We start from the raw sequence: 23121 nt of genomic DNA on the forward strand, positions 1-23121 counted from the left end.
TCAGATGAGTAGAAAAAGCCCCCAGAATTTGGGGGCTTGCTTTTGGTCAAGCGACTTATTTCCTAACCAAAATGAGAGTTAAGCGCGAGCCAACGCTTTATCTTTGACAATTCTTACCCGTTCACCATAAATTGGGCGCAGCGCTTCAAGCACATCATTACGCTCCAGTACTCCCACTAACTGACCATTGTGTAGAACAGGCAGCATATGTGGTTTGTTTACCTTGATGCTTTTGGCGCGTTCTTCTAATGAGAGAGCGTTGAAGCGAGTGGCAATGCCCATGCTTGTGGTTGGGAATAGCTGTTCTTTATCGATACAGAAGAACTCCGCAACATCCACCAGCTTGTCGTTGATATCAATCGCAATCACATCACGAGTCATCAGATCTACCACTTTTTGGTCTTGGCTTGGCAAGTAGTCTTGGCACCAGAGATCAACCATTACATCGTGACTAGAGAGCACACCAACCAAGCGACCTTGCATATCGACAACTGGAGCAGCGGACAAATGGTGGTCGAGTAGGGTGTCGATCGCGGCTGGAGTGGTCATCTCAACGCTGAGGGTAACAGGTTGAGTGTTCATCATATCTTTTACTGTAATTGTGCTTTTCATAAGAGTTTCCTTGACTGACGTAAGTGCTTGAGTTTCCGTAATCGTGACAACATTGGCGGCTTTTAACTGAGGGCGGCGGTAAATGCTCCAGTTGGCGAGGCCAACCAGCACGGCACCACCCACAATGTTGCCGAGCGTGACCGGTATTAAGTTCGCCGTAATAAATTGAGTGACATTCAAATCGCTGTATTGGCTGGCTGTCACACCAACCTGTTGCCAGAAACTGTCTGGTGCGAAGTTTTGAATAACAATACCCAGTGGAACCATGAACATATTGGCCACACAGTGCTCAAAGCCGCTAGAAACAAACATCGCGACAGGCATGATGGTCATGGCCGCTTTAGTCATAGCATTCGCTGAACTGAAGGTCAGCCAAATAGCCAAACAAACCAGTAGGTTACATAGAATGCCTAAAGCAAAAGCTTGTACTGTGGTGTGATGAAGTTTGTGCTGCGCAATATTGAGGGCATTTAAACCCCATTGGCCTTCATCAAGCTGGTAAAGGCCAGCCGCTGTCACCAAAAGCAGTAGAAAAATGGCACCGATAAAGTTACCGACGTACACCTTGCCCCAGATAGAGAGCATTTTTCCAAAACTGATTTCGCGATTTGCCCATGAGATGCTAGATAGCACAGAGCTTGTGAACAACTCGCCACCGCAGATGACGATCAAAATCAGCCCCATACTGAACGCTACACCACCCGCCAGTCGGCTCAATCCCCAGCCGGCAGAAGCGCTGCCTGTGGTGACGGTAATGTAGAACAGAAAAGCCAAACCGATAAAAGCGCCCGCCATAACCGAAAGACCTAAGATCATGCCGCTGGTTTTTTTCGCTTTACTCAGTGCGAACTTTTCTGCTTCTGCCATCATTTCCGTGGGTGAAAAGCAGTTTTGATTTTTAGAGTAGGCTGCAGACATATTCGCTCCCCAAACTCAATTTCATGTTTACCTCCGTTTAGTACACAACACCTTATGCGTTGCTACGCCATCAGATTAGGGGGACAAAGGAGTAAAGGTAAAATTGATAATTTTTAAAAACCACATCAATTCTATTGATATGGTAGGGATGAAGCGTAAAATGAAACCGTTTGCTCATCTGGAGCAAAACAGTGAATGAAAAGAATAGGATAGGCAGTGCGGTATTCATTAAAGCAATTAGCAGTATTTGATGCAGTTGCCGATTGTGGCAGTGTCAGTCAGGCTGCGGATAAACTGGCGCTCACTCAATCAGCAACGAGCATGTCTTTAGCTCAGTTGGAAAAAATGCTCGGACGTCCTCTGTTTGAAAGACAAGGTAAACAGATGGCATTAACCCATTGGGGCATGTGGCTACGCCCTAAAGCAAAGCGTTTACTGCAAGATGCCCAGCAGATTGAAATGGGCTTTTATGATCAACACCTCTTAAGTGGTGAGATTCGCTTAGGTGCGAGTCAAACCCCGGCGGAACACTTGGTGCCTGATCTCATCAGTATTATTGATAGTGACTTTCCTGAGATTCGCATCTCATTGGGCGTGAAAAGTACCAAGGGAGTGATCGAAGGTGTTCTCGACTATAAATACGATCTTGGGATTATTGAAGGACGCTGCGATGACAACCGCATCTATCAAGAGGTATGGTGTCGCGATCACTTAACGATTGTCGCTTCGGCACATCATCCATTTGCGAAACGTGAATCGGTCAGTCTTGCTCAGCTTGAACAGGCGAAATGGGTTCTGCGCGAGCAAGGTGCAGGGACTCGCAATATTTTTGATAGTGTGATCCATCCGTTAATCCCAGACTTAGATGTTTGGCGCGAATATGAACATGTTCCTGTGTTACGCACGTTGGTGGCCAATGGCCCTTATTTGACTTGCCTACCGTATTTGGATGTTGAACGCTTTATCGAAAGTGGATTACTGGTTGCACTGAATGTGCCGGAGCTCAATATGGAGCGTACTCTCTCTTTTATTTGGCGTGCAGATATGGAAGAAAACCCGCTGGCTGAGTGCATTAAACGTGAAGGATTACGCATGATGAAAGGAAAACCGAGCATCTTATAAGGGGTATCATATTTCCTGAATCTGTTGATTTATCGGTTGCGTCACCAAATGAATGTAATGAAGATTTTCATTATCATTTTATTGTGATTTTAATCACTAATATTCCCGTTTTCTTCGGTTAGCATGTCGCCTTAATTCACCAAGGCTGAAAACTTTTCAGCATGTATGAGGCGGATATGAGCACTCTGTTTGCTATTGCGTTAACCACAGGAATTCTCTCTGGTGTTTGGGGATGGATTGCGGTGTCACTCGGCTTGCTCTCATGGGCTGGTTTTCTTGGCTGCACGAGCTACTTTGCGTCCCCTAAAGATGGCTTGAAAGGGCTAGGTCAGAGCTTATTAACCAACCTAACGGGTGTTTTCTGGGCAATGGTGATCATTCATGCCAGTCAATGGGTTGGCATTGAGATTATCGGTTACGTTGTGACGGCTTTAGTGGCTTTTATCATGTGTATCCAAGCGCAAAAATCCTGGTTGGCTTATATCCCAGGTACCTTTATCGGTTGCTGCGCAACCTTTGCTGCTGCAGGAAACTGGCAATTGGTGATCCCGTCTTTAATGCTCGGTGGTGTGTTTGGTTATCTGATGAAAGCCAGTGGTCTTTGGTTACATCACAAGCTCAAGCAACCTCGCGCTGAACAAACGACCATCGTGAGCGAAATGACTTCTCGCTAAGCGTGAAGGTCCGTGTGAAACTTTTCTCAGAAACGATTGGCAGAAAAGCGATAGGTGAAAGAAAAAAGCCTATTGGTAAAAAACGATTGGTAAAGAGTACCCCTGATAATTCGTATCGAAAGAATTTAGATACCGCCACACAACTTTGTGTGGCTTTTTTGTAAGAGCCCCCAGCTAGGTGAGGGAGATTTAATCCCTGTGTAGATGAAAACCTTTACCAATCCTAGGTATTGCCGTTTGCCATTGTGATGACTCGTTTTAACGTCCAGCGCAGGAGTACAGGAATACACTCTGTTCCATTGCTTTCACAATGTGAAACGATCGCCAAAGCCAAATCCGGTTTCGCGTGTTTTTTCAGAACTTTAGAGACCACTTTTTTGGCGGGGATCGGGTGGTCATGAGGAATTTTAACCAGCTCTTTGAAGAAGTATTCAAAGCCGTGCGAGTAAAGGAAGTGCTCAATGTCTCGATCGGGCAATTCGGTTAAGCGATGTCGCTCTTGATCATGTCCCAGTAATCCTCGTACGGTCGCCGAGTATTTTTTCCCCGCAGGATCGCCATCGGTCACCACATGCCAGTCAATACCAAACGCACGTGCAACCTTGATTAAGGATTTTAGCCCTGATTGAGCAAATTCGATGATATGCACACCTTCTGCAGCTAAGTTGTATCCGCATTGATGGGCGAGTTCGTTAAATAGCCACACTTCCGTTTCACCTTCAACCAGCAGCCAGCAGCGAGCAAAGAGCGCTCCCGAGCGGTGAAAGCGGATATGGAAACCAATGCGGCGCAACTCATCTCGACTTAAACTGCGTTGCGAAACGGAGGTCGCAATGGTGCGATCGGATTTTCTCACCAAACGACGAATCGAATGCAAAGGCACCGCCCCCAGTAAATCACTGCTGTTGGTGGTGAGAATTTTCTGCATGGGGAGCAAATCTAAAAAGCTCCAAGCTCGGGCAAGGTGTGTAGGGTGTAAACGACCTTCCGGATCTTCAATGATCAAAATCGGCCGAGCGCAGCGGCGCAGCTCTTTGGGTCCTTTGCCTTGTAAATACGCGTTGAGTAAACCAAGAAGTAGCAGCTTAGTCTGTTTATTTTTGGTTTCATGAATGATTTGGCTGAGGCTTTTTTCACTCGGAGAGGCCGCATACAGTAAGCTGTCGCGTTCGCGGCGCGGATTTTTCCGGCTTTGACTTTTGAACGAAAAGTAGTGCTCAACCAGAGAGTTCATTGCACTCAAACTGCTGCGGATCTCGCCTTTGTTAACGTGTCCGGGCGTCGCCATTAAACGTCGCCACGTATTGCTGATCCGTTTCTCGACACGAGCATTCTTGCCGTTACCATTGGCGAGCGATTTTTCAAAACGTCGAGAATCTTTTAAGCGGATCACTGGATGTAAACTCATCAACTCTTGCGCCAATTTTTCTGAGTGATGAAGAGTGAGTGAGTTGCCCTCTAAATCTAGAAAAGCGTATTGAGTGCTGATGTCATATTTGACCCTTGAGGCGCTGATCCGATAAATGATTTTTTGCGCCCCTTGTTCATCGGTTTGCCAAAGTGGTTTGAGTTTACGATAGCGCCCAGCCTTGGGCTCATGGAGGTCGCTGGCGGCGAAAACAAGGATGATCTGCAAATTTTGCGTCTGCGCATCAGCAATAGAGTAATCAACGTGGAAATCTTGCAGGGTGAATGGGTACAGAGTGCCATCCGCAGGCAATACTACCGATAGGGCATCCAGCAAAGACGATTTACCCCAAGTGTTTTCTCCAATCAGTGTGGTGATTTCATCAAAGGTCAGTGATAGTCGGCGGATGCCACGGAAACCAGCGATTTCAATTCGCTCTAAATGCATAGGCTGCTCCTTAGATTCCTCACCAGTGCCTATAGTGTGGGCTATCTTATGAGGTTTTCTTTAAGAATAAAGGAAAAACCCAATATAAGCAGGGTGTTAAGCTTGGTTTTTCAAACCAGAGTTCACATTTTTGTAATGAATAAGGCCAAGAAAATGTGACATAAGTTATTTAGCGTCACTAAAATTTCAGAGAGGTTTCATAAAAGTCACGATTCTGTCATGATCGGCGGGCTAGGATAGGAGTGGAAAAGAGAGAAGACGTATGCCTATGAGAAGAAAAAATCAGCCAGCGTCGATCACGCTGGCACACATTAATGACACCCATTCCTACTTTGAACCTACCTCGTTACAACTGACGCTGGAACATGATGCGGACATTTTAAAACCCTTTGTCAGTGCTGGGGGCTTTGCTCGAATTGCAACCCGTATTGCTCAATTACGCGATGATGCGCAGCGCATGCAGCGCGAATTTCTGTTTTTACATGCGGGAGACTGTTTCCAAGGAACACTCTACTTTTCGCTGTTCAAAGGTAAAGCGAATGCCGACATGCTCAATGCACTCAAGTTAGACGCAATGGCCATCGGTAATCATGAATTGGATATGGGAAATTATCCTGTTGCTCAATTCGCGCAGCGCATTCAATTTCCTTTGTTGGCGGGCAACTGGGATTTATCACAAGAACGAGACAGCAAATCGCTGCGTTTGGGGAGCAACCCTAAAGTCTACAGTTATGATGCGCTTCAGGGCCATGCACGCTGGATTGAGAAAAAGGCGCAGGGTGAAAGAATTGCTATCTTTGGCCTGTCGATTGATAAGATGGCCGATATTGCCACCCCAGACAGTGATACTCCGTTTGTGAACGCCATCGAGACGGCACGAAAGACGATTGCGGCAATCCACCAACACGGCATCAATAAGATCATTTTGCTGAGTCACTTAGGCTATGACGGTGACATTGCATTAGCGGAACAAGTGTCTGGGATCAGTGTGATTGTGGGGGGGCATAGCCATGTACTACAAGGTGATTTCTCAGCCCTTGGACTCGGCAGTCAAGATGAATATGGCTTAAAAATCAATCACACCTATATCGTTCAAGCTGGATTTTACGCGCTTACTCTTGGCCATTGTCAGATTGATTTTGCCGCCAATGGTGAGGTGACCCGATTTGAAGGGCGGAATGAGCTACTGCTCGGGCGTCGGATGTTTGTTGATGCCAGCATGAGCCAAGAGCAGATCAGTGAGCGTTATAGTCAAGCGCGTGATGAAGTGGATAACCATCCGAATGTGGTGGTGTGTAAAAAAGATCCTGTGGTGCAAAGTCTATTGCAGGAGAAATACATACCCCAAGTACGTCAACTGCAACAACAAATTATCGCTCATGCGGATCGCACTTTACGCCATTTGCGCATACCGGATGCTGAAGGTGGCAGTGAGATTGCCCCTCTGGTCGCGAAAGCATTTGTGTATGCATTGAATAAGCGTGGGCTAGACGTTCAGTTTGCTATCCATAATGCGGGTGGTGTCCGTACGTCAATTTTGCCGGGTAGCATCTCAGTTGCCGATGTGGCAGGAAAGCTTTTGCCATTTGCCGTGCCGATCGGCGTTTACCAAGTGAAAGGGGAAGTGATCGCACGCGCTCTGGAAGGTGCGATCAATAACGCGCTCAGTAATGGCGTGCAAGGAACAGGCTCAGGCAGCTATCCATATTGCCATCACCTGCGTTATCAATACTTAGCGGATAAGCCCATAGGTCATCGCATTACACAACTGCAGATCCAATTAGAGGGTGAGTGGCAAGCGGTGGATTCTGAAGCTTTGTACTGGGGAACCTCTTCCGCTTATACCATGAAAGGCAAAGAAGGCTATGATGCGCTGCTTGATATGGAAGGAGAGGGCATGGTGACACAGGTTTCTATGGCCGATGCCTTTATTGAGCTGCTGTCGGACTGCCCCTCCTTGCTCTCTTTTGAAGCGCATGATGCTTGTGAATGCCACCATCATTAAAACGGATATCTCTTTGCCTTGCTGCCTATCTGTGACTGCAAATGGTTTGGATGTCACGTCAACACTAAGTTGATCAAGTAGGTTGGCATACAGCTTGCTTTGTTCTGCCTAGTTTTTGCTCAATATTGCTGAGCAAGGGGAGGGAGAACATGTTAAGCCGAGATTGGTTCGATACATTAGTGGTAGTGGCTTGGGTGGGGATATGGTCCGCCCTTATCTATCTATTGCCGTTTGCGGGAGTGTAATCATTACGCAATGGTGTATAGAAAAATGGTAAGCCGAACGTGAAGGAGTCATTGAATATGGCTCCTTTTTTTGTACTAGACACGGTCAAACCACAGGCATAAAATGGCGACGTTTTGGGGAGTAGTCGCCTTAGGTTTATTTGTCGTCATCTCGTTGAGTTTGACTCAACCGGCAAATATAAGCTCTGAATTCAAGTTCAACGCTTCGACGAGACCAACGCATTCAATACTGCATTTGTTGCAGGAATCATTGGTATGCGGAAGGTCTTGAGGTCTGGCGACCAAGCAAGATCTTCCGTTTTCGGAGGAAAATATGTCCCCAATCACTTATCTTGGCTTTGGCCTACTTACCTTAACTCTTGTAGCCGTTGATCTCTGGCAAACCCGTAGTGGGAATGTCACGATCAAAAAAGCGGCCATCTGGAGCATCGTCTGGTTTCTTCTCGCGTTTGTCTTTGCGATTAGCCTTTATTACGGCTGGCAATGGTACGCCCCTCACAGCAGCTACAGTGCCGAGAAAGCCACTCTTTCTTTTATTACCGGCTATTTGCTCGAAAAGTCGTTAAGTGTCGATAACTTGTTCGTGTTTGCGATTATTTTTCATCAATATTCAGTGCCAGAGCACTTACGCCCACGAGCTTTACTTTGGGGGGTGATCGGCGCGCTGGTTTTACGTGCGATCATGATTGCCGTGGGGGCGCAGCTGCTCAGTCAATATCACTGGATCTTATACGTGTTTGCTCTGTTTCTGATTTGGACAGGGATCCAATTGGCGCGCGATAAAGGTGAAGGGTCGATTAACCCACTGCCTGAACGTTTGATTCGTCGTTGCTTCAATGTGACGAAAGAGTATCAAGGCAATGCATTGATCTGTAAGCAGCAAGGGCAGTGGTGGGTAACTCCGATGTTTATTGTGATTGGCGTCATTGCGTTTATGGATGTGATGTTTGCTTTAGATTCGATTCCTGCGATTTTTGCCGTGACCCAAGAGCCATTTTTAGTGCTGGCAGCGAACGTGTTTGCTTTATTGGGGCTGCGCTCTCTGTATTTTGTACTTCAAGGCATGATGGATAAATTTTTCTATCTTAAACCGGCTTTGGCTTTCATTATGATGTTTATCGGGGTGAAGATGATGTTAGTTGATTCAGCTTGGGCAATTCCAACGCCGATCTCACTCTGCGTGCTACTGGTGACCATGAGCACGGCGGTGATCGCGTCTGTACTCCGTGAGCGTTCTCAATCCAAACCCATCGCAGAGAAAGTCTCTTAAATTTCAAATGTTATCTCCCTGTGCCTCGTTGTTGAGTAGAGTCATGGGGAGATAAAAATATTTTTAGTAAATAAGTTGTTAAAGTTTTTTGTGTTGTAAAAAATGGCGTAATAGTTATGCGTGAAAGGCGCTTAAAGTTTGAACTTTTTCGTGACTTGTTGAATATCTAAATGGCAGCATGTTAATGCATTGTTTCATTAGTTTTAGTAATCCAAACCGTCAAAATTAGTCATTTTCTAACCAGATGTGCATTGACTAATATTCACCTCAACAAAGTAAGTTACCGATTCAAGAGAGGCTATCATGGCTCAGGCAATGCAAATGGGAACAATGACAGTCCCAACCTCTAAGGATAAAAAAACCTACGCGGTTAACTTCAAAGGATTGATTGCTCATCTGTTTGACATTCTGTTTGTAGATAATGCGCCACGTCATTACTACGCGACTGAAATGTCAGCACACATCCAAAAAGATGTGGGTTTATACCGTTAAGCGTAAATAGAGTTTAAAAAGTCGGCATTTGCCGACTTTTTTGTTTCTTGAAGGGCGTATTTGCTACGAATATGCTTCAAATAAGAAAAAGCGCCTAAAGCGCTTTTTCTTTATTATCTTAATTAAGCTTTCACTCGCTCAATCATCGATTACTTTTTACGGCAATACTCAGCAATGATGTACATGGTTTGGCCGTTCACCTTACCTTGAATGTGCTTTGGATCTTCGGTTAACGCGATACCGCGTACTGCAGTACCTTGTTTGATAACCATGCTTGAGCCTTTCACTGGTAGATCCTTGATGACGGTGACATCGTCACCTTTTTTCAGCTCAACACCATTTACATCGCGTGGTTTTTCCGCATCATCGTCCATGCCAATTTCTGCCCACTTAGCGGTCTCTTCATCAAGATACATCATATCCAGCAGATCACGAGCCCAGCCTTCCGTTTCAGAAATACGTTTCAGTTGGCGCCATGCGACAACCTGAACAGGTTGAACTTGGCTCCACATACTGTCATTCAGACAACGCCAATGGTTCATATCCACCGTTTCTGGGTTTTCGATTTGTCCTTTACAGGTGTCACACAGCATCACTGCGTGATCGACAGTGACGAGGGCATGCGGAGCAACCACAAAAGGAGAAAGAGGAGCAGAGGCCGCGCATAGCTCGCATTGTGATTGACAGCGTTCAAGTAAAGTTGCTTCAGTAGACATAGTACCCACCTTGTAAATAAATGTAAGCGCGTATTATCCATTTTAAACTCAGAATTTAAAGGGATATTCGGTAATTTCAGGCAAAACACCGCTTTTCTGCGCCAATCACTTGGCTCAAAAAGAGTAAATTTCTGCTTCTTCTCAAGGCATTCGGTATAATGCGGCATCATTTTTTGACGACTGGATTGAGCTTTGGAACTGCTTTGCATTGATTATTTAGGTAAGCCACTAAGACTTGAAGGGACGATGTCGGGTTGGCAGCAACTGTTTTGGGACAACATTTTGGTTGCTCAGCGCCCAGCACAAGAACAGTATGAAGGGGATATTCAACACCATTTCCAACTGACTCAAGGGGAGCATGTGTTGGAGTGTTGTCTCGAGATCGCACTGACTTGGCAACCGTTTCAGTTACAGTACCAAACCAAACTCAACGGTGAGCTTGTGGCGCAAGGCATGCGCAGTGAAAAGGATGTTGAACGCCAAACACCGTATGAGGCCCCTAAGGTAGAACGTCGATTCAGTGTTATCGGCCTTGTCTCTTTAGCGATGAAAGCACTCAAAAGTGCCAAAATGATCAAAGTGGTCATGGCATCGGCCAGTTTGGCCGCCTACTCTTGGCTTTTTTCGTTTCAATTTGCGCTCGCCCTGATCGGCTGTTTGGTTTTCCATGAGTATGGCCATGTTAGAGCCATGAAATATTTTGGCATGAAAACCAAAGGCATCTATCTAGTGCCATTCCTTGGTGGACTCGCCCTCAGCGATGAAAAGATCAATACCCGTTGGCAAGACGTGGTGATTTCGATCATGGGACCGTGTTTTGGTTTCCTATTGTCCTTGTTGCTCGTTGGGGTGTACTGGGTGACGGATTCGCCTTTCTGGGCAGCGCTGGCAGTATTTAATGCGTTTCTTAATTTGTTTAATTTATTGCCTGTTTTACCGCTGGATGGCGGGCACATTCTCAAAAGCGTGAGCTTTTCGATGAACAGTAAAATGGGGGTAATCCTCTGTGTGCTCGCGATTCTTGGTGGGATTGCGTTAAGTTACAGCTTGGGCTTAACCCTGTTTGGGTTCTTACTTTTGATGGGCGCACTAGATATTGTTTTTGAGTGGCGTCAGCGCCATCACAGCCATTTGTTACCTCTCAATCGTTATGCACAAATGGTGTCCACCGTCTGGTACTTTGCTCTAGTCAGTGGATTGATTGCCATCATCATAGGTTTTGCTTCGACAGGAGATACGTTGCTAAGCCTGCCGTTGTTGATTCTGGGCACATAATTAAAAGGAAGCCGAATGATTCACGTTCGGCTTCATTAACTGTCTATTAGCTATTAGGCATCAACGCCAGTCACTATCCCAGTAATCTCGTCCTTCAGGAGCGTAAGGCTCATCAGACCAAGGCTGCGCTTTACCGCGTAGCTGCTCCAATTGCTGTTCGAGTAAGTTGACCGTTGCCAAATCTCCTTCTGAGCAAGCCACATAAATTTCTTGCTCAATGGCTTCGATGCGATCACGAATGTTCATCCAATACCTCCTGTGATGGCTCTCTGCATAGTGCATGTCAAACATTAGGACAACACAATAATGGATTCTATCCCATCTAGGACAAGTTTAGCCTATCCCCTTTATTTCATAGCACGCGGCCAGAGTAAAAATGAATAGCACTGCTTGACACGTATGGATGTGTACAAAGGATTCCCCTTAAGAAAATTTTTTCTTAAGGGGAAGAACTTGGTTCAACGGTTTTCGAAACGGTTGTAATCGAGCAAACCAAACTCAATGGGTTGATCTTGGCGATACCATTGATGCACAAGATCGCTAAATGCCCAAAATTCGGGTGAGCTGCGGCGTACTGCAAAACGATCCAATAGGGCGACATAATCTTGCTCTGACTTCATCGCCACTAGGCGTTGATACAGCTCCGGGATCTGGTTTTCTTTCAGTGTTAAGTACGCCGATGGATAACTGCCGACCACTCCGCGCACTAAAGTCAAATTATCATTTTTGGGGTCGCGGTTGTTCTGTTCATCAAACAAGCTCGAGATATTGGTGTGGGCATTGTTGTGAATGAGAGTAAACAGTTGCGGTTTACCTTGTTCACTTTCAATCATCAACATCATCAATTGTGGAATGGGCAGCAAACCTTCACCACGCAGATGATCTATCTGGCGCAAAGCAAACTCATGTTCGGCTTTGAATCCCGTTTGAGTTATCACGTATCGATCACTCAATACCGACTGTACTTGCTTGCGGAGTTTAGCAAACAGCTCCTGTTTCGGGTTATCAGTCACATAGTTAACGCTGGTTGGCTGATCAAAGGGTTTTACGTTACGTTGCAAGAAATCGGAAAACTGTACACTTTGATTTTGGTACCAACTAGATAACTCCTGATGGCGCATATCGCGTGGTAGCAGGGCAACAAAATTACTCTCACCCTCCATGCGCAGAAAATCCATGAACATACGAGTAATCAACTGATGTCCGAAATTGCCATATACATCAAAACCAGCAACAAGCAGATAATGAATGCGCTCAAGCAGCGCATAATCCATTATCCAAGCGGTTTTGGGAGGCTCACCCACCAATCCTTGCACGACAGATGCGCTATCGAAATGGCGGAAAATCGTTAATGCGGCATTAGGGTTTGTGCCCGCTCCATCCCAAATAATGTCCGTGGTAAGGTGCGTACCATTTTTAAACCATTGATTAATAAATTCAGATTTTGCTTCGAGATAACGGCTTTGTTGTAGCGAATAACGTACCCAGTTACTCAGCGGCAGTGCCGTATTCTCTTGTTCAGCCGGTAGCTTCAAATTGTCGACTTGTGAGCGATAGAATTCGTTGACTTCTGGAAGATCGGCTTTCTCAGGATCGAGGAAGAAGACCCAGAATCTATCGTTAATCACATTCAGCGCCAACTGGCCTCGACACACTGGGCCTTTGATAAAGGCCATCACCGTATTTTGCGCATTATCGAGCAAAAACTTAAAGCGCGCTTTAACGGGAAGGTCGATGAACGCGGACATCGGGTTTGCGGCAATATCCGGACGATAACTTGGAAGCTCGGCAACCTCATAATCCGCATCAATAAACCAGAGTTTCCAGTTCGCAATCCGTTGTTTGTGGAGTGCGAAAGGCATGTGGGTTTTATCGACAATCGTCTCTTGTTCTGGCACAAGGCGATAATAGACTCGCTCAACGCCCGAATCATCGTACGGACGACGCGTCACGATTCGCTTTACAGGCTCACCCGGTGGAGTACTGGAGCGGATGAGTTTAAAGAAACGAGGCCGCTCCTGCGCTATTTCTGAAAAGTACAGATGTGAGAGGAATAGATGCTCGTAGATATAGCGTGCTGCGAGCTGATTTTTACGCGAGCTGTGATTCAACAAGGCTTCGTATTCCGTAACCAAAGCTTGTTCTTGCGCACTCAGCGGGAGCGCTTGATTCATCACTGCTCCCTCTTGTAGCCAAGAGAGCAGGGTAGCGTACTCCTTGGGGGATAAATTCGGCATACCAAAGGGCATTCCCCAATTAGGATTCACTTGTTCGAAGTGATCCATTTCGTTGATCGTTGGGCAGGTTTGCTCACGATCAATTGAAAAATCAAATCCTTGTAACTGATCTTGCTGTGGTAGTGGATGACGCTCTTTCTGCATCAGCAAACGTGCCATCACCCCAGCATCAAGATTGGCTTGCGCGGTTTGATCTCGCTCATTCAGCACGGGATGAAAACCAGCAGCTCGCCATTCTTGGGTTAACTGAGCATCTTCGTAGAGACGAGTTGGAGTAGCGGCCGTCAGCCGAGTTCCCTGATAAACCAACGCTTTGCTCGCCCCGCGATCAATGCCTTCAGCCGAGGTCATTTTGAGCTGACAGGGGGCATCGTAACAGGCGTGACAGACGACACATCGGTTATCTAAGATGGGTTTTACTTCGTTTAAAAAATGCTGAGCTTGGCTAGAGTGCAAAGGCAATTGTCGCTCACGTACCTGCTCTGTGCCAAAGAGCTGATCATAGTTGATGCCTGCGTACATAGCGCAACCGGAGAAAATCGTGGCCAGCAGCAACAGAATCGAAGATTTGAAATTCATAATGACAAAATTCAAGAAGAGAATGGGTGAATTAAAGCAAAGGAAGAGGGGAGATGTCCAACTCACGGTGCACTTTCATTCCGCTTGCTTTAAAGAAACAAGTGTATACCCAAACCACTTGGAGTTGCAGGTAGCGGCAAGTGAGTGACAAATTTGTCTGGAACAAATTTGCACAGCCATCGGCTGGCCTTTGGTGAGAGCCAAGGATGGCTCTCATAATCCCCATGAGCATAAATAGACTATGTGATTGGGGTGAACGAACGTAGCCAACACCGCTGCGCTTCAAGTCGGAAGGGGATAGAAATGCAAATAGCCTGACTGGGTCAGGCTATTTATACACAAGCTTACGCTGCTTAGGCGGTTTGCAACTGAGCCACTTTCTCCGCTGAAATAGGCTTGGTGATCAGAGCAAGCAGGATACACACGGCCATCATTGCTGCGGAAATGGTGTATGCCAAGTTGTAGCCGCCACCATGAGTCATTGAGTAACCCACGACTGCAGCACCAATCGCGCCACCAATGCCCCATGAAGTGTAGAGTACGCCATAGTTGGTGCCGTAATTCTTCAAGCCATAGAATTCTGCCGTGATCGATGGGAACACCGCCAGTAGCGTACCGTAACCGACGGCGGCAATCGCCGTGCCGATGATTAAGGTAAATTCTGAGTCAAACGTGGCGAACAACACCATGTTTCCACCTTGCAGCAAAAATGCCAGCAGTAGAGTACGCACGCCACCAATTTTATCTGACAAGATACCCGCAGCAATGCGACCGCCTGAGTTGAAAATCGCCAAGATTGAAGCAAGGTATACCGCGTTTGGTAGGTTTGCTTGCACGCTAGCGATGTTCGTGATGTTACCGATGATCATCAAACCAACAGAAGCGGCAAGAGCATACATCAGCCACAATGCATAAAACTGAGGTGTTTTCAGTATGGCTTTCCAGCTTAAGTTGGCGACTTTGGCGACTACTTTTGCTTCTTGACCGGCTTTCAGTTTCGGCTCAGCAGGCACATAACCCGCTGGTGGGTTGTTAATCGTACAGGCGAGCGGTACCGCAATCGCCAGTACACCCGCGCCCAGAATCATAAAGCTGGTTTGAATGCCTAAATGAGTAATCAAGGCTGATGTCAGTGGCGCAAGATAAATCGCTGCCAGACCAAAACCCGCTGCAATCAGGCCATTTACCATGCCTTTTTTACTTGGGTGGAACCACTTCATAGCGGACGGGGAGAGGCAAGCATAGCCAAAACCGATACCTGCACCCGTCATCACGCCGAAGGTGAGATTGAGCATCAAAACAGAAGAAGCAAAACCTGAGGCAATCATGCCTAAACCCGTTAAGGTGGTACCTAAAATCAGGATATTACGTGGACCCATGCGGTCTTGCAGAATGCCAGCAACTAAAAGACAGACAGAAAAAGCGATGGTTGCAATAGCATAAGGGGAAGAGGCATCCGCTGCACTCCAGCCAAAGTCGGTAACTAGGGCTTTATTAAAAACGCTCCAGGCATAAAGAATGCCAAGACAAAGGTTGATACAGAAACCCGCCAGCAGAATGCGCATAGCTTTATCAATCTTGCTCATTATTTGTGATACTCAGTAAAAATTAGGATAGACAACCCCGTTATCTGGGATATTTGTTCAAAATAACTTTGCAAAATTCAACAATTCTGGCAAAGCGCGCGGATTATAACCAATAGCCTTGTGATTGGAATCACTTTTTAAAGACGGATAAAAAATAAATTTCGCTTGTTTCATCACTGTTGTATTTGTGAAGAAATGTGGTGGTTTTTAGTGAGTCAACCCAATCATTCAGCGTGATGAATCATCAGTAAACATTAAGTGGGGTAATGTTAGCTTCTTGTTTGTAACTATATGTTTATTAAATGATTTGACTAATAAGTAAAGCACTTGGTCAAAATAGGGTTAATTCACTTTCTTCCCCCTTCAAAAATTGAAAAAAGCCTCTACTATCGCCCACCTTTTTCAAATAAGTGGAGATTGATATGAAGCATAATGCACTAAAAATGGCGCTAATCGCAGTATTGGGTGTCACTTCCTTAACTGGATGTATGGGACAAATGGCAGCGACCGGACTGGTCAATAAATTCAATTTAGAAGTGGTGGATAACCGTTACGCCCGTGAAGGCCTGTTTTTGCTGCTTTCACCCGTCTATGGTTTAACCAGTACTGCCGACCTGTTTATTTTTAACTCGATTGAGTTCTGGACAGGTAAAAACCCAATTTCAGGAAAGTCGCCAGCGGTTGTTGATATTCCTGCCAAAGCGATTATCAAAGTCAATGGTCAATTGGATCGCTCTTTGACAGAAGCACCACTGAAAGCACAAGTGCGCCCGATCGAAAAAGCAACGCTAGAACAACTTGATTCGCATACGCTTCAGATGGAAGTGACCTATGTCGATGGCAGTCATAAAGTATTGCGTGGCGAAAAAGGTCAAGATGAGGTCACTTTTTATCTAGATGGTGAACTCTTTACCGTTGTTAGCCAGCAAGAGCTCAATGCTTATATCGAGGCAAGCCAAATTTGATCGTTTGATCGGCAAATGGTTTGGTTCCGACTGCGCATTCAGTCTGCGAGCAGTACCTCAGCCGCAACAGGTTATGATGAAGAGCCAAGGAGGGTTCACACCTCGGTGAGGTGTGGAAAAGATCACTCATAATCAAAAGGTTGCTTTTTACGTTGCAATAAAATCTTTCATTTAGTCGATACTGATCGTTTGTATTCCCCTGCTGTCAGCGCCATACTTTCTATTCACCTGCTTTCATTTAATACTGGCCACCGTCATCGCCCAATAATGTGACTTACAAAGGATATGAGCGAATGGATCATCGCTTTTCGACCAAACTGTTTCTGCTTCTCATGATTGCTTGGCCGCTTTTATTCGGATCAATGAGTGAGGCTGTAGAGCGCCAAACCTTGACTATTGCCAACTCAAAAGCATGGAAACCCTATTCTTATTTGGATGAACAGGGACAGCCTTCTGGCATATTGATTGATTTTTGGTTGGCTTTTGGTGAAGCGAATCATGTCGATATTGAATTCCAACTGATGGATTGGAATGATTCCCTAGAAGCGGTGAAGCTTGGCAAATCCGATGTTCAAGCTGGTTTGATCCGTTCTGCTTCAAGATTAGCGTATCTCGATTTTGCAGAACCTTTACTGACAATCGATACACAACTCTACGTACACCGCACGTTATTGGGCGATAAATTGGATACGCTGCTATCGGGGGCCATTAACGTCTCATTAGGTGTAGTAAAAGGGGGATTTGAACAAGAGTTCATGCAACGAGAATATCCTCAACTTAAGTTGATTGAGTACGCCAACAATGAATTGATGATGTCTGCAGCAAAGCGACGAGAATTAGATGGTTTTGTGGCCGATACTCAGGTCGCCAATTTCTATATAGTGGTTTCCAATGGCGCGAAAGATTTTACGCCAGTGAAGTTTCTTTATTCAGAGGAATTACGTCCAGCGGTCGCCAAAGGCAATAGGGATTTATTAGAGCAAGTAGAGCAGGGGTTTGCACAATTAAGTAGCAATGAGAAAAACCGTATTTTAAGTCGATGGGTTCATATTGAAACGATTTATCCACGTTACTTAATGCCGATTCTCGCTTCAGGTCTCTTACTCAGTATCGTTATTTATACTCTTCAGCTACGGCGTACCGTTCGATTGCGAACACAGCAACTTGAAGAAGCCAATCAAAAACTCTCCTATTTAGCGAAAACGGATAGCTTGACGGACATTGCTAATCGCCGTTCGTTTTTTGAACATCTTGAAGCGGAACAAACACGATCAGGCAGCTTAACGTTGATGGTTTTTGATATTGATGACTTCAAAACCATTAACGATCGCTTTGGGCATGGCGCAGGAGATAATGCCATCTGTTTCGTGGTTGGGTGTGTGCGACAAGCTTTAGCATCGGATACCTACTTTGCAAGGATTGGTGGTGAAGAGTTTGCTATTGTAGCGCGTGGTAAAAATGCAGAAGAGTCGCAGCAGTTAGCTGAGCGAATTTGCCAACGAGTTGCAGAAAAAAAGTGGGTAGTGAATGCCCAACACTCTCTGTCACTCACCATCAGCCTAGGCTGTGCATTTTACCTACACCCAGCTCGGCCATTCAGTTTGCACGATGCCGATAGCTTAATGTACGAAGGAAAGCGGAATGGAAAGAACCAGGTTGTCTTTCGTACCTGGTCATAACTGCACTCTTTTTAGTCGAAAATTGGATGGTTTGCTCAACTCATAATCAAACAGCATGCAAATGATTAAAAAGGGGTTTTCTTTTCGTAAGAGTGTGGCATAGTAGCGGCGTCTCTTCGATGCGCGGGCATCGTATAATGGCTATTACCTCAGCCTTCCAAGCTGATGATGCGGGTTCGATTCCCGCTGCCCGCTCCAATATCCTGCACATTACCTCATATCTACCAACGTACAATAGCCTGAATAAATCAAAAAGCTTAAGTTAACTTCGTGCATTTTGTTACGAGGTAAATTATGGCGCGAATTGCGTTTACGGCTCCCCATCACAAAGCCAGTGAAACCGGTTTAGATATCCTTCGCCAAAGTGGAACGGCTTGTGAGGCTATGGTCGCAGCAGCGGCGATGATCGCAGTACAATATCCCCACATGAATAGTATTGGTGGGGATGGTTTTTGGCTTATTGCCGCTAAAGACAAACCGCCTGTTGCTATTGATGCGTGCGGATCTTCGGCGCAGAGTATTGCTCTGACGGATTATGACCCTGCCCAAGGATTACCACAGCAAGGTGGTGCCGCAGCACTGACGATGGCGGGAACCATTTCGGGTTGGCAAACGGCGTTGCAGCTCTTTTCATCAGGGATTTCTCTCTCAACCCTGCTTAGTCCTGCAATTCAAGCGGCAGAGCAGGGAATTCTTACCACTCCGAGTCTTGCCGCGGCAAGTCATAAAACGTGGAACCGATTAGCTAAGTTAGAACCTTTTGCACAAATCTATTTGAATCCTTTTCGAGATACGCTCAAAGTCGGTGACATTGTCACGCAAAAGGCGCTGGCGAAGACATTGACCCATTTATCCCAGTTTGGGCTTGACGCTTTTTACCAAGGCGAGTTAGCTCAACAAATGGCTAAAGAGTTGGAAGAGGCAGGAAGCCCCCTACGTTTAGCAGACTTTATCCAGCATAAAGCCAGTATCGTTACTCCGCTCACTCATAATATGTCCCAAGGCCAGTTCTATAATCTGGGGGCTCCGACTCAAGGGTTAGCCTCGTTATTGATTCTGGGAATTTATGATCGACTGGCGCATCAGGCGAGATCGCAAGCCGATCATGTCCATCTGCTCATTGAAGCAACCAAAATTGCGTTTGATATTCGTAATCGAGCGGTTACTGATGAAAAATACATTCCGACCGCGCTGCAAAATTACCTCATTGCCGAACGAGTCGATAAACTTGCAGAGAAGGTAAATCTCTCTCAAGCTGCAGCTTGGCCGCAAAAAACGCAACTTGGTGATACTGTCTGGATGGGCGCAGTAGACCGATATGGCACTATGGTAAGTTTTATTCAGAGTATTTACTGGGAGTTTGGTAGCGGTGTTGTTCTACCTTCTAGTGGAGTGCTCTGGAACATACGTAGCCAAAGTTTTTCTTTGGATCCCGAACACATCAATTGTCTGGCCTCACGTAAAAAGCCATTTCATACCTTGAATCCTGCCTATGCCGAGCTTAAAGATGGCCGAAGAATGGTTTACGGAACCATGGGCGGAGATGGCCAACCACAAACTCAAGCCTGTTTGATCAGTCGTTACCTATATCAAGGCGATTCACTGGAGCAATCGATCGCAAAACCCCGTTGGTTATTGGGGAGAACGTGGGGAGATAGCACGACAAAACTGCAGATGGAGTCGTCTTTGATGGGGCAACTCGGCACTGAGTTGTCTGCCCGCGGTCATCAAATCAATTCGGTTCCCGATGGTATTGAATTGATGGGGCATGCAGGAGCGATTGTTGTTGGTACGGATTCCAGCCTTGAAGTCGCAAGCGATCCTCGCAGTGATGGCGCTGCATTACAACTGTGGCTGGAATAATTCCCGTAAACAGTACCTTATGCCGGTTAAGTCGATTATTATTTAGAACCCGACAGTAACATGAGAATCAAGATTTGATGAAGTTACCCTTACGCCTAAGCTTTGGATGTTTACTTGTGATGTCGTTTTCTGCAACGGCAAAAAGCTATGATTTTATTCAAGAACATCTTGAGCAAGCTTTCTCATCAAGTGTGGTTTTGTCGGATAGTGATGTTTTTACTGCAGGGTTCAACAATTTTGATCCTAACGATTGGTTTAAAACCGACAATGACAATTTGGGTACACCTGAATCGATTGAAAACCGCAAGAAATATAAATCGAGTACGCTCCCCATCACACTTGCTTTAAGTGAGGAAGAGGCATATCACCAGCATCAGCTTTTCTTTCGTCTTTCCGCCTCCGTCATTGATGATGAATTGAGTATTGCCAATATGCCCGGGGAAACGGAGCGCTATCGTCAATCGGTGCTGGGCGGGGCGATATTTTATCGTTATCAATATCGACTAACCGATCACTGGACTTTGACGCCGGCGATTGGAACGCATCTACTCTATTACCGCAACACAGTGACCTATAACAACCCCCAATTTAAAATGCTCTTCTCGCCGTTAGATGGGCTACTGGTTAACACTTATGCTTGGGCAAACTTGGTCGAGACGAATCTTAAGATTCAGTACGAAGAAGAAAAAAGCTGGGGTCGCTGGAAGGCCTCATCGGCATGGCACTATTTTGGTGGCTACGGTTGGGGTAAAGCCAATAATGGTGAAGTGGGTAATCCAGAAGGGTGGTATATCGCCAACACCTTAACGGGTGTTTATGACTTCACTCAGCTTGGCCGTTCCGTTCAATCAATTTATGGCAGTATTAAGCGAGTTGATGTGGGTAGTACACCACAAGAGCCGTTAGGGACATCCAATTATTATGAGGCGAGTTTTGGTTGGTTAATGACACCGCCTTTTGAGATGGAACTCGTTGACAATATTGGCTTAGGACTGACGTTTAACTATGGTAGTGCATTCAAGGGCGGGAGCATTGTGCTGTTTTTCAACCAAGATTAGCTAGCGACTTTGACACAATTGCGCCCAGCTTGCTTCGCTTTATAAAGTGCCCCATCCGCTGCTTTGAGTGCCTCAATAGGATGGCGGTACAGCTCAGAATCACACACGCCAATGCTGATGGTAATAGTGACAATGTCACTGTTACTTTTTCGGCTGCGTTTTTTTGCACCTTCAGCATGACTTTTCGGGCGCTGGTTGGTGTCACGAATCACCAACTCGTAGGACTCAATATCCTGCCGTAAGGCCTCGATGAAAGGCAAAACCTCCTTTGCCAATTTTCCTTTGTAAATAATCGAGAACTCCTCACCACCATAGCGGTAAACTCGTGCTTTACCGTTGATTTCACGTAATCGAGAGGCAACCAGTCTTAATACATCGTCCCCCGTATCATGCCCGTAAGTATCGTTAAACTTCTTGAAATGGTCGACATCGAGCATAGCGAGGGTAAATTTTCGACCTATATGTTTTAAATCCTGATCAAGCGCTTGCCGACCAGGAATTTGGGTGAGTGGGTCGTTAAATGCCATCTCATAGCCCGCGGAAATGAGGTAAACCAGAATAAGCAGCCCAGATAAGGTAAACATGATGGTGGAAATATAAGGCACATGAAACAGCACAAACGCATTCATGCTCAATACAATCGAACTATAAACCACAACATCAAGAATTTGATTGCGCGTTAATACCGAGATAGCAGCAATACCTGCGAGTGCGACAAGATAGGCAACAACCACCAAGGGTAAGCGAGAAATTTGCGGTACAACGAAAAATATTCCCTCGGTGAGGCTGGAATGGTCTGTTTCACCTATGTGTAGCTGGGTCAGCCAAGCCCAAAAGATGAACAGCAATAAAATAGCCAAGTAACTGAGAAAGGATTTGCTGAATAATCCAGCATTCTTGTAGGCGTAAGGTAAAAAACAGGCCACAGGCAAAAGCAAGCTCAGCATAATGAGTTCAAGCATGGTGGAATTGACGGTTAAAGGCGTTTGAAGTCGAATTTGGATCAACCAGTAAGCCAGTAACATCGTCATCGCTACCATGGCGATTCTGCTTTGTTTAAAAATGTGAGCAACGGTTAGCGCAATCAAAAAGAGAATGTAGGGGAGGTTGACCGCCATGCCTAAGTTAGACTTTATCACCAATACCACATTGCTCAAGCCTAGCCAAATGGCTACCAGCAGCAATAGAGGAAAACCGAAACGGAACCAAGGTGAAGTAACAAAGCTAGAAGACATGAATTCCTGAGGTTCTACATTGAATTAATGATAATTCTACAATTAAAAATTGTAACCAAGGATACTTTGATTTCGTGAATTTCCAAGCTTTTTACTCAAGTTCAGTGATGAAAACTATGCTTATTGCGTAAGTATATTGTGACAAGTATAGGCTTGATTAAAGATAAAGTTTGGTAGATTCGGCTACAGTGATCTCATGGCGTCGTGCAGAATCTACAATCTATACACAAGCTACTTGCCGTTGCAGCTTGTCATTGCAGCTTGCCGACCCTGACGCAGCTTCAAGTAACAAGGTCACTATCGATGAGAAGTGCAATGAAACGTAGTGTTTTGACGGTTTAGCAGGAGAAACAAGATGCAATTGAGCGAAGATGTTCATAATTATATGGAAACTCTGGTTGGCCAAGTGCTTGGGCAACCTGAATACTCAGAGACTTACGACCAAGATCAGCTCGCTGATTTGGCCTGCTTGGCTTTGTGCCAATTACGACCTATCTATATTCGCCATGACATCGATTTTCTTTCTGCATTGCCAGAGGCCAAACTGGTTATTCTTAAAGATCATGCTCTGATCGCTGTTCAAGCTGCTGAATCCATGATAGTTAATGATCGGCGTCGTAATCGAGACAGTGATGTGCCCGTGATTTTCACACATGCGCGTTTTGATGATGATGCCGAATTGGAGTGGTTTGAAACTCCGATCGTCAACCAAGTTCAGCACCATAAGTAAGGAAT

At 45.7% G+C, this 23121-nt stretch carries 18 protein-coding genes and 1 tRNA gene; 12 read left to right on the plus strand and 7 right to left on the minus strand.

Going from position 1 to position 23121, the window contains the following annotated elements; translation table 11 throughout:
* Positions 1–78: 78 nt before the first annotated feature.
* The gene (focA, locus tag T411_RS0112060; RefSeq protein WP_001271452.1) at positions 79–1530 is read right to left on the minus strand and encodes a formate transporter FocA; all 1452 of its coding nucleotides are present in this window, start codon (positions 1528–1530) and stop codon (positions 79–81) included.
* A 216-nt stretch (positions 1531–1746) separates the two neighbouring features.
* Here focA and T411_RS0112065 point away from each other — a divergent pair, with 216 nt between their 5' ends.
* Complete coding sequence (locus T411_RS0112065; RefSeq protein ID WP_001270755.1) at positions 1747–2652, plus strand: LysR substrate-binding domain-containing protein; 906 nt, start codon at positions 1747–1749, stop codon at positions 2650–2652.
* A 176-nt stretch (positions 2653–2828) separates the two neighbouring features.
* A complete protein-coding gene (locus tag T411_RS0112070) occupies positions 2829–3326 on the plus strand; it encodes a DUF1097 domain-containing protein (protein ID WP_000105488.1) in 498 nt (165 codons plus the stop codon).
* A 223-nt stretch (positions 3327–3549) separates the two neighbouring features.
* Here T411_RS0112070 and T411_RS0112075 read toward each other — a convergent pair whose 3' ends face one another.
* Positions 3550–5181 carry an ATP-dependent endonuclease gene (locus T411_RS0112075; protein ID WP_000549956.1) on the minus strand — a complete coding sequence of 544 codons (1632 nt, stop codon included), beginning with the start codon at positions 5179–5181 and terminating at the stop codon, positions 3550–3552.
* Positions 5182–5443: 262 nt separating this feature from the next.
* On the opposite strand from T411_RS0112075, the gene T411_RS0112085 reads away from it, so the two are divergent.
* From T411_RS0112085 to T411_RS0112095, 3 genes are all read left to right on the plus strand, one after another.
* Positions 5444–7186 (plus strand): bifunctional metallophosphatase/5'-nucleotidase, encoded by a 1743-nt coding sequence (locus T411_RS0112085; protein WP_001132215.1) that lies wholly within the window; start codon positions 5444–5446, stop codon positions 7184–7186.
* Positions 7187–7744: 558 nt separating this feature from the next.
* A complete protein-coding gene (locus T411_RS0112090) occupies positions 7745–8701 on the plus strand; it encodes a TerC/Alx family metal homeostasis membrane protein (RefSeq protein WP_000074640.1) in 957 nt (318 codons plus the stop codon).
* A 303-nt stretch (positions 8702–9004) separates the two neighbouring features.
* Positions 9005–9193, plus strand: coding sequence for a hypothetical protein (locus T411_RS0112095; protein ID WP_000035884.1), 189 nt, complete (start codon positions 9005–9007; stop codon positions 9191–9193).
* A gap of 149 nt (positions 9194–9342) precedes the next feature.
* Here the strand turns inward: T411_RS0112095 and T411_RS0112100 are convergent, their stop codons facing one another.
* On the minus strand, positions 9343–9909 hold the full coding sequence (locus tag T411_RS0112100; RefSeq protein ID WP_000102409.1) for a PhnA domain-containing protein: 567 nt from the start codon (positions 9907–9909) through the stop codon (positions 9343–9345).
* Positions 9910–10101: 192 nt separating this feature from the next.
* Between T411_RS0112100 and T411_RS0112105 the strand changes: the two genes are divergently transcribed.
* Positions 10102–11184: a site-2 protease family protein gene (locus T411_RS0112105; protein WP_001911906.1), complete on the plus strand. Its 1083-nt coding sequence runs from the start codon at positions 10102–10104 to the stop codon at positions 11182–11184.
* 60 nt (positions 11185–11244) lie between these two features.
* On the opposite strand, the gene T411_RS0112110 is transcribed toward T411_RS0112105, so the two are convergent.
* The 3 genes from T411_RS0112110 to T411_RS0112130 all read right to left on the minus strand — a co-directional run bounded on the left by T411_RS0112110 (position 11245) and on the right by T411_RS0112130 (position 15586).
* Positions 11245–11430, minus strand: a complete 186-nt coding sequence (locus T411_RS0112110; RefSeq protein WP_001025949.1) for a hypothetical protein — start codon at positions 11428–11430, stop codon at positions 11245–11247.
* 212 nt (positions 11431–11642) lie between these two features.
* The gene (locus tag T411_RS0112115) at positions 11643–14000 is read right to left on the minus strand and encodes a fatty acid cis/trans isomerase (RefSeq protein ID WP_001911907.1); all 2358 of its coding nucleotides are present in this window, start codon (positions 13998–14000) and stop codon (positions 11643–11645) included.
* Positions 14001–14353: 353 nt separating this feature from the next.
* Positions 14354–15586, minus strand: a complete 1233-nt coding sequence (locus tag T411_RS0112130) for an L-lactate MFS transporter (RefSeq protein ID WP_000034190.1) — start codon at positions 15584–15586, stop codon at positions 14354–14356.
* Between the two features lie 422 nt (positions 15587–16008).
* On the opposite strand from T411_RS0112130, the gene T411_RS0112135 reads away from it, so the two are divergent.
* The 5 genes from T411_RS0112135 to T411_RS0112155 all read left to right on the plus strand — a co-directional run bounded on the left by T411_RS0112135 (position 16009) and on the right by T411_RS0112155 (position 21151).
* Positions 16009–16551 carry a DUF3332 domain-containing protein gene (locus tag T411_RS0112135; protein ID WP_000682162.1) on the plus strand — a complete coding sequence of 181 codons (543 nt, stop codon included), beginning with the start codon at positions 16009–16011 and terminating at the stop codon, positions 16549–16551.
* 293 nt (positions 16552–16844) lie between these two features.
* Positions 16845–18230 carry a transporter substrate-binding domain-containing diguanylate cyclase gene (locus tag T411_RS0112140; RefSeq protein WP_000350040.1) on the plus strand — a complete coding sequence of 462 codons (1386 nt, stop codon included), beginning with the start codon at positions 16845–16847 and terminating at the stop codon, positions 18228–18230.
* 123 nt (positions 18231–18353) lie between these two features.
* A tRNA-Gly gene (locus tag T411_RS0112145) sits at positions 18354–18428 on the plus strand.
* A 96-nt stretch (positions 18429–18524) separates the two neighbouring features.
* Positions 18525–20093, plus strand: a complete 1569-nt coding sequence (locus T411_RS0112150) for a gamma-glutamyltransferase family protein (protein ID WP_000090763.1) — start codon at positions 18525–18527, stop codon at positions 20091–20093.
* Positions 20094–20170: 77 nt separating this feature from the next.
* On the plus strand, positions 20171–21151 hold the full coding sequence (locus tag T411_RS0112155; RefSeq protein WP_001882407.1) for a Solitary outer membrane autotransporter beta-barrel domain: 981 nt from the start codon (positions 20171–20173) through the stop codon (positions 21149–21151).
* Here the strand turns inward: T411_RS0112155 and T411_RS0112160 are convergent.
* A complete protein-coding gene (locus tag T411_RS0112160; protein WP_001918554.1) occupies positions 21148–22269 on the minus strand; it encodes a GGDEF domain-containing protein in 1122 nt (373 codons plus the stop codon). The genes T411_RS0112155 and T411_RS0112160 overlap by 4 nt on opposite strands.
* A gap of 472 nt (positions 22270–22741) precedes the next feature.
* On the opposite strand from T411_RS0112160, the gene T411_RS0112165 reads away from it, so the two are divergent.
* Positions 22742–23116 (plus strand): late competence development ComFB family protein, encoded by a 375-nt coding sequence (locus T411_RS0112165; protein WP_001177156.1) that lies wholly within the window; start codon positions 22742–22744, stop codon positions 23114–23116.
* Positions 23117–23121: the final 5 nt, after the last annotated feature.

The organism is Vibrio cholerae ATCC 14035, from assembly GCF_000621645.1.
Taxonomy (GTDB): Bacteria; Pseudomonadota; Gammaproteobacteria; order Enterobacterales; family Vibrionaceae; genus Vibrio; species Vibrio cholerae.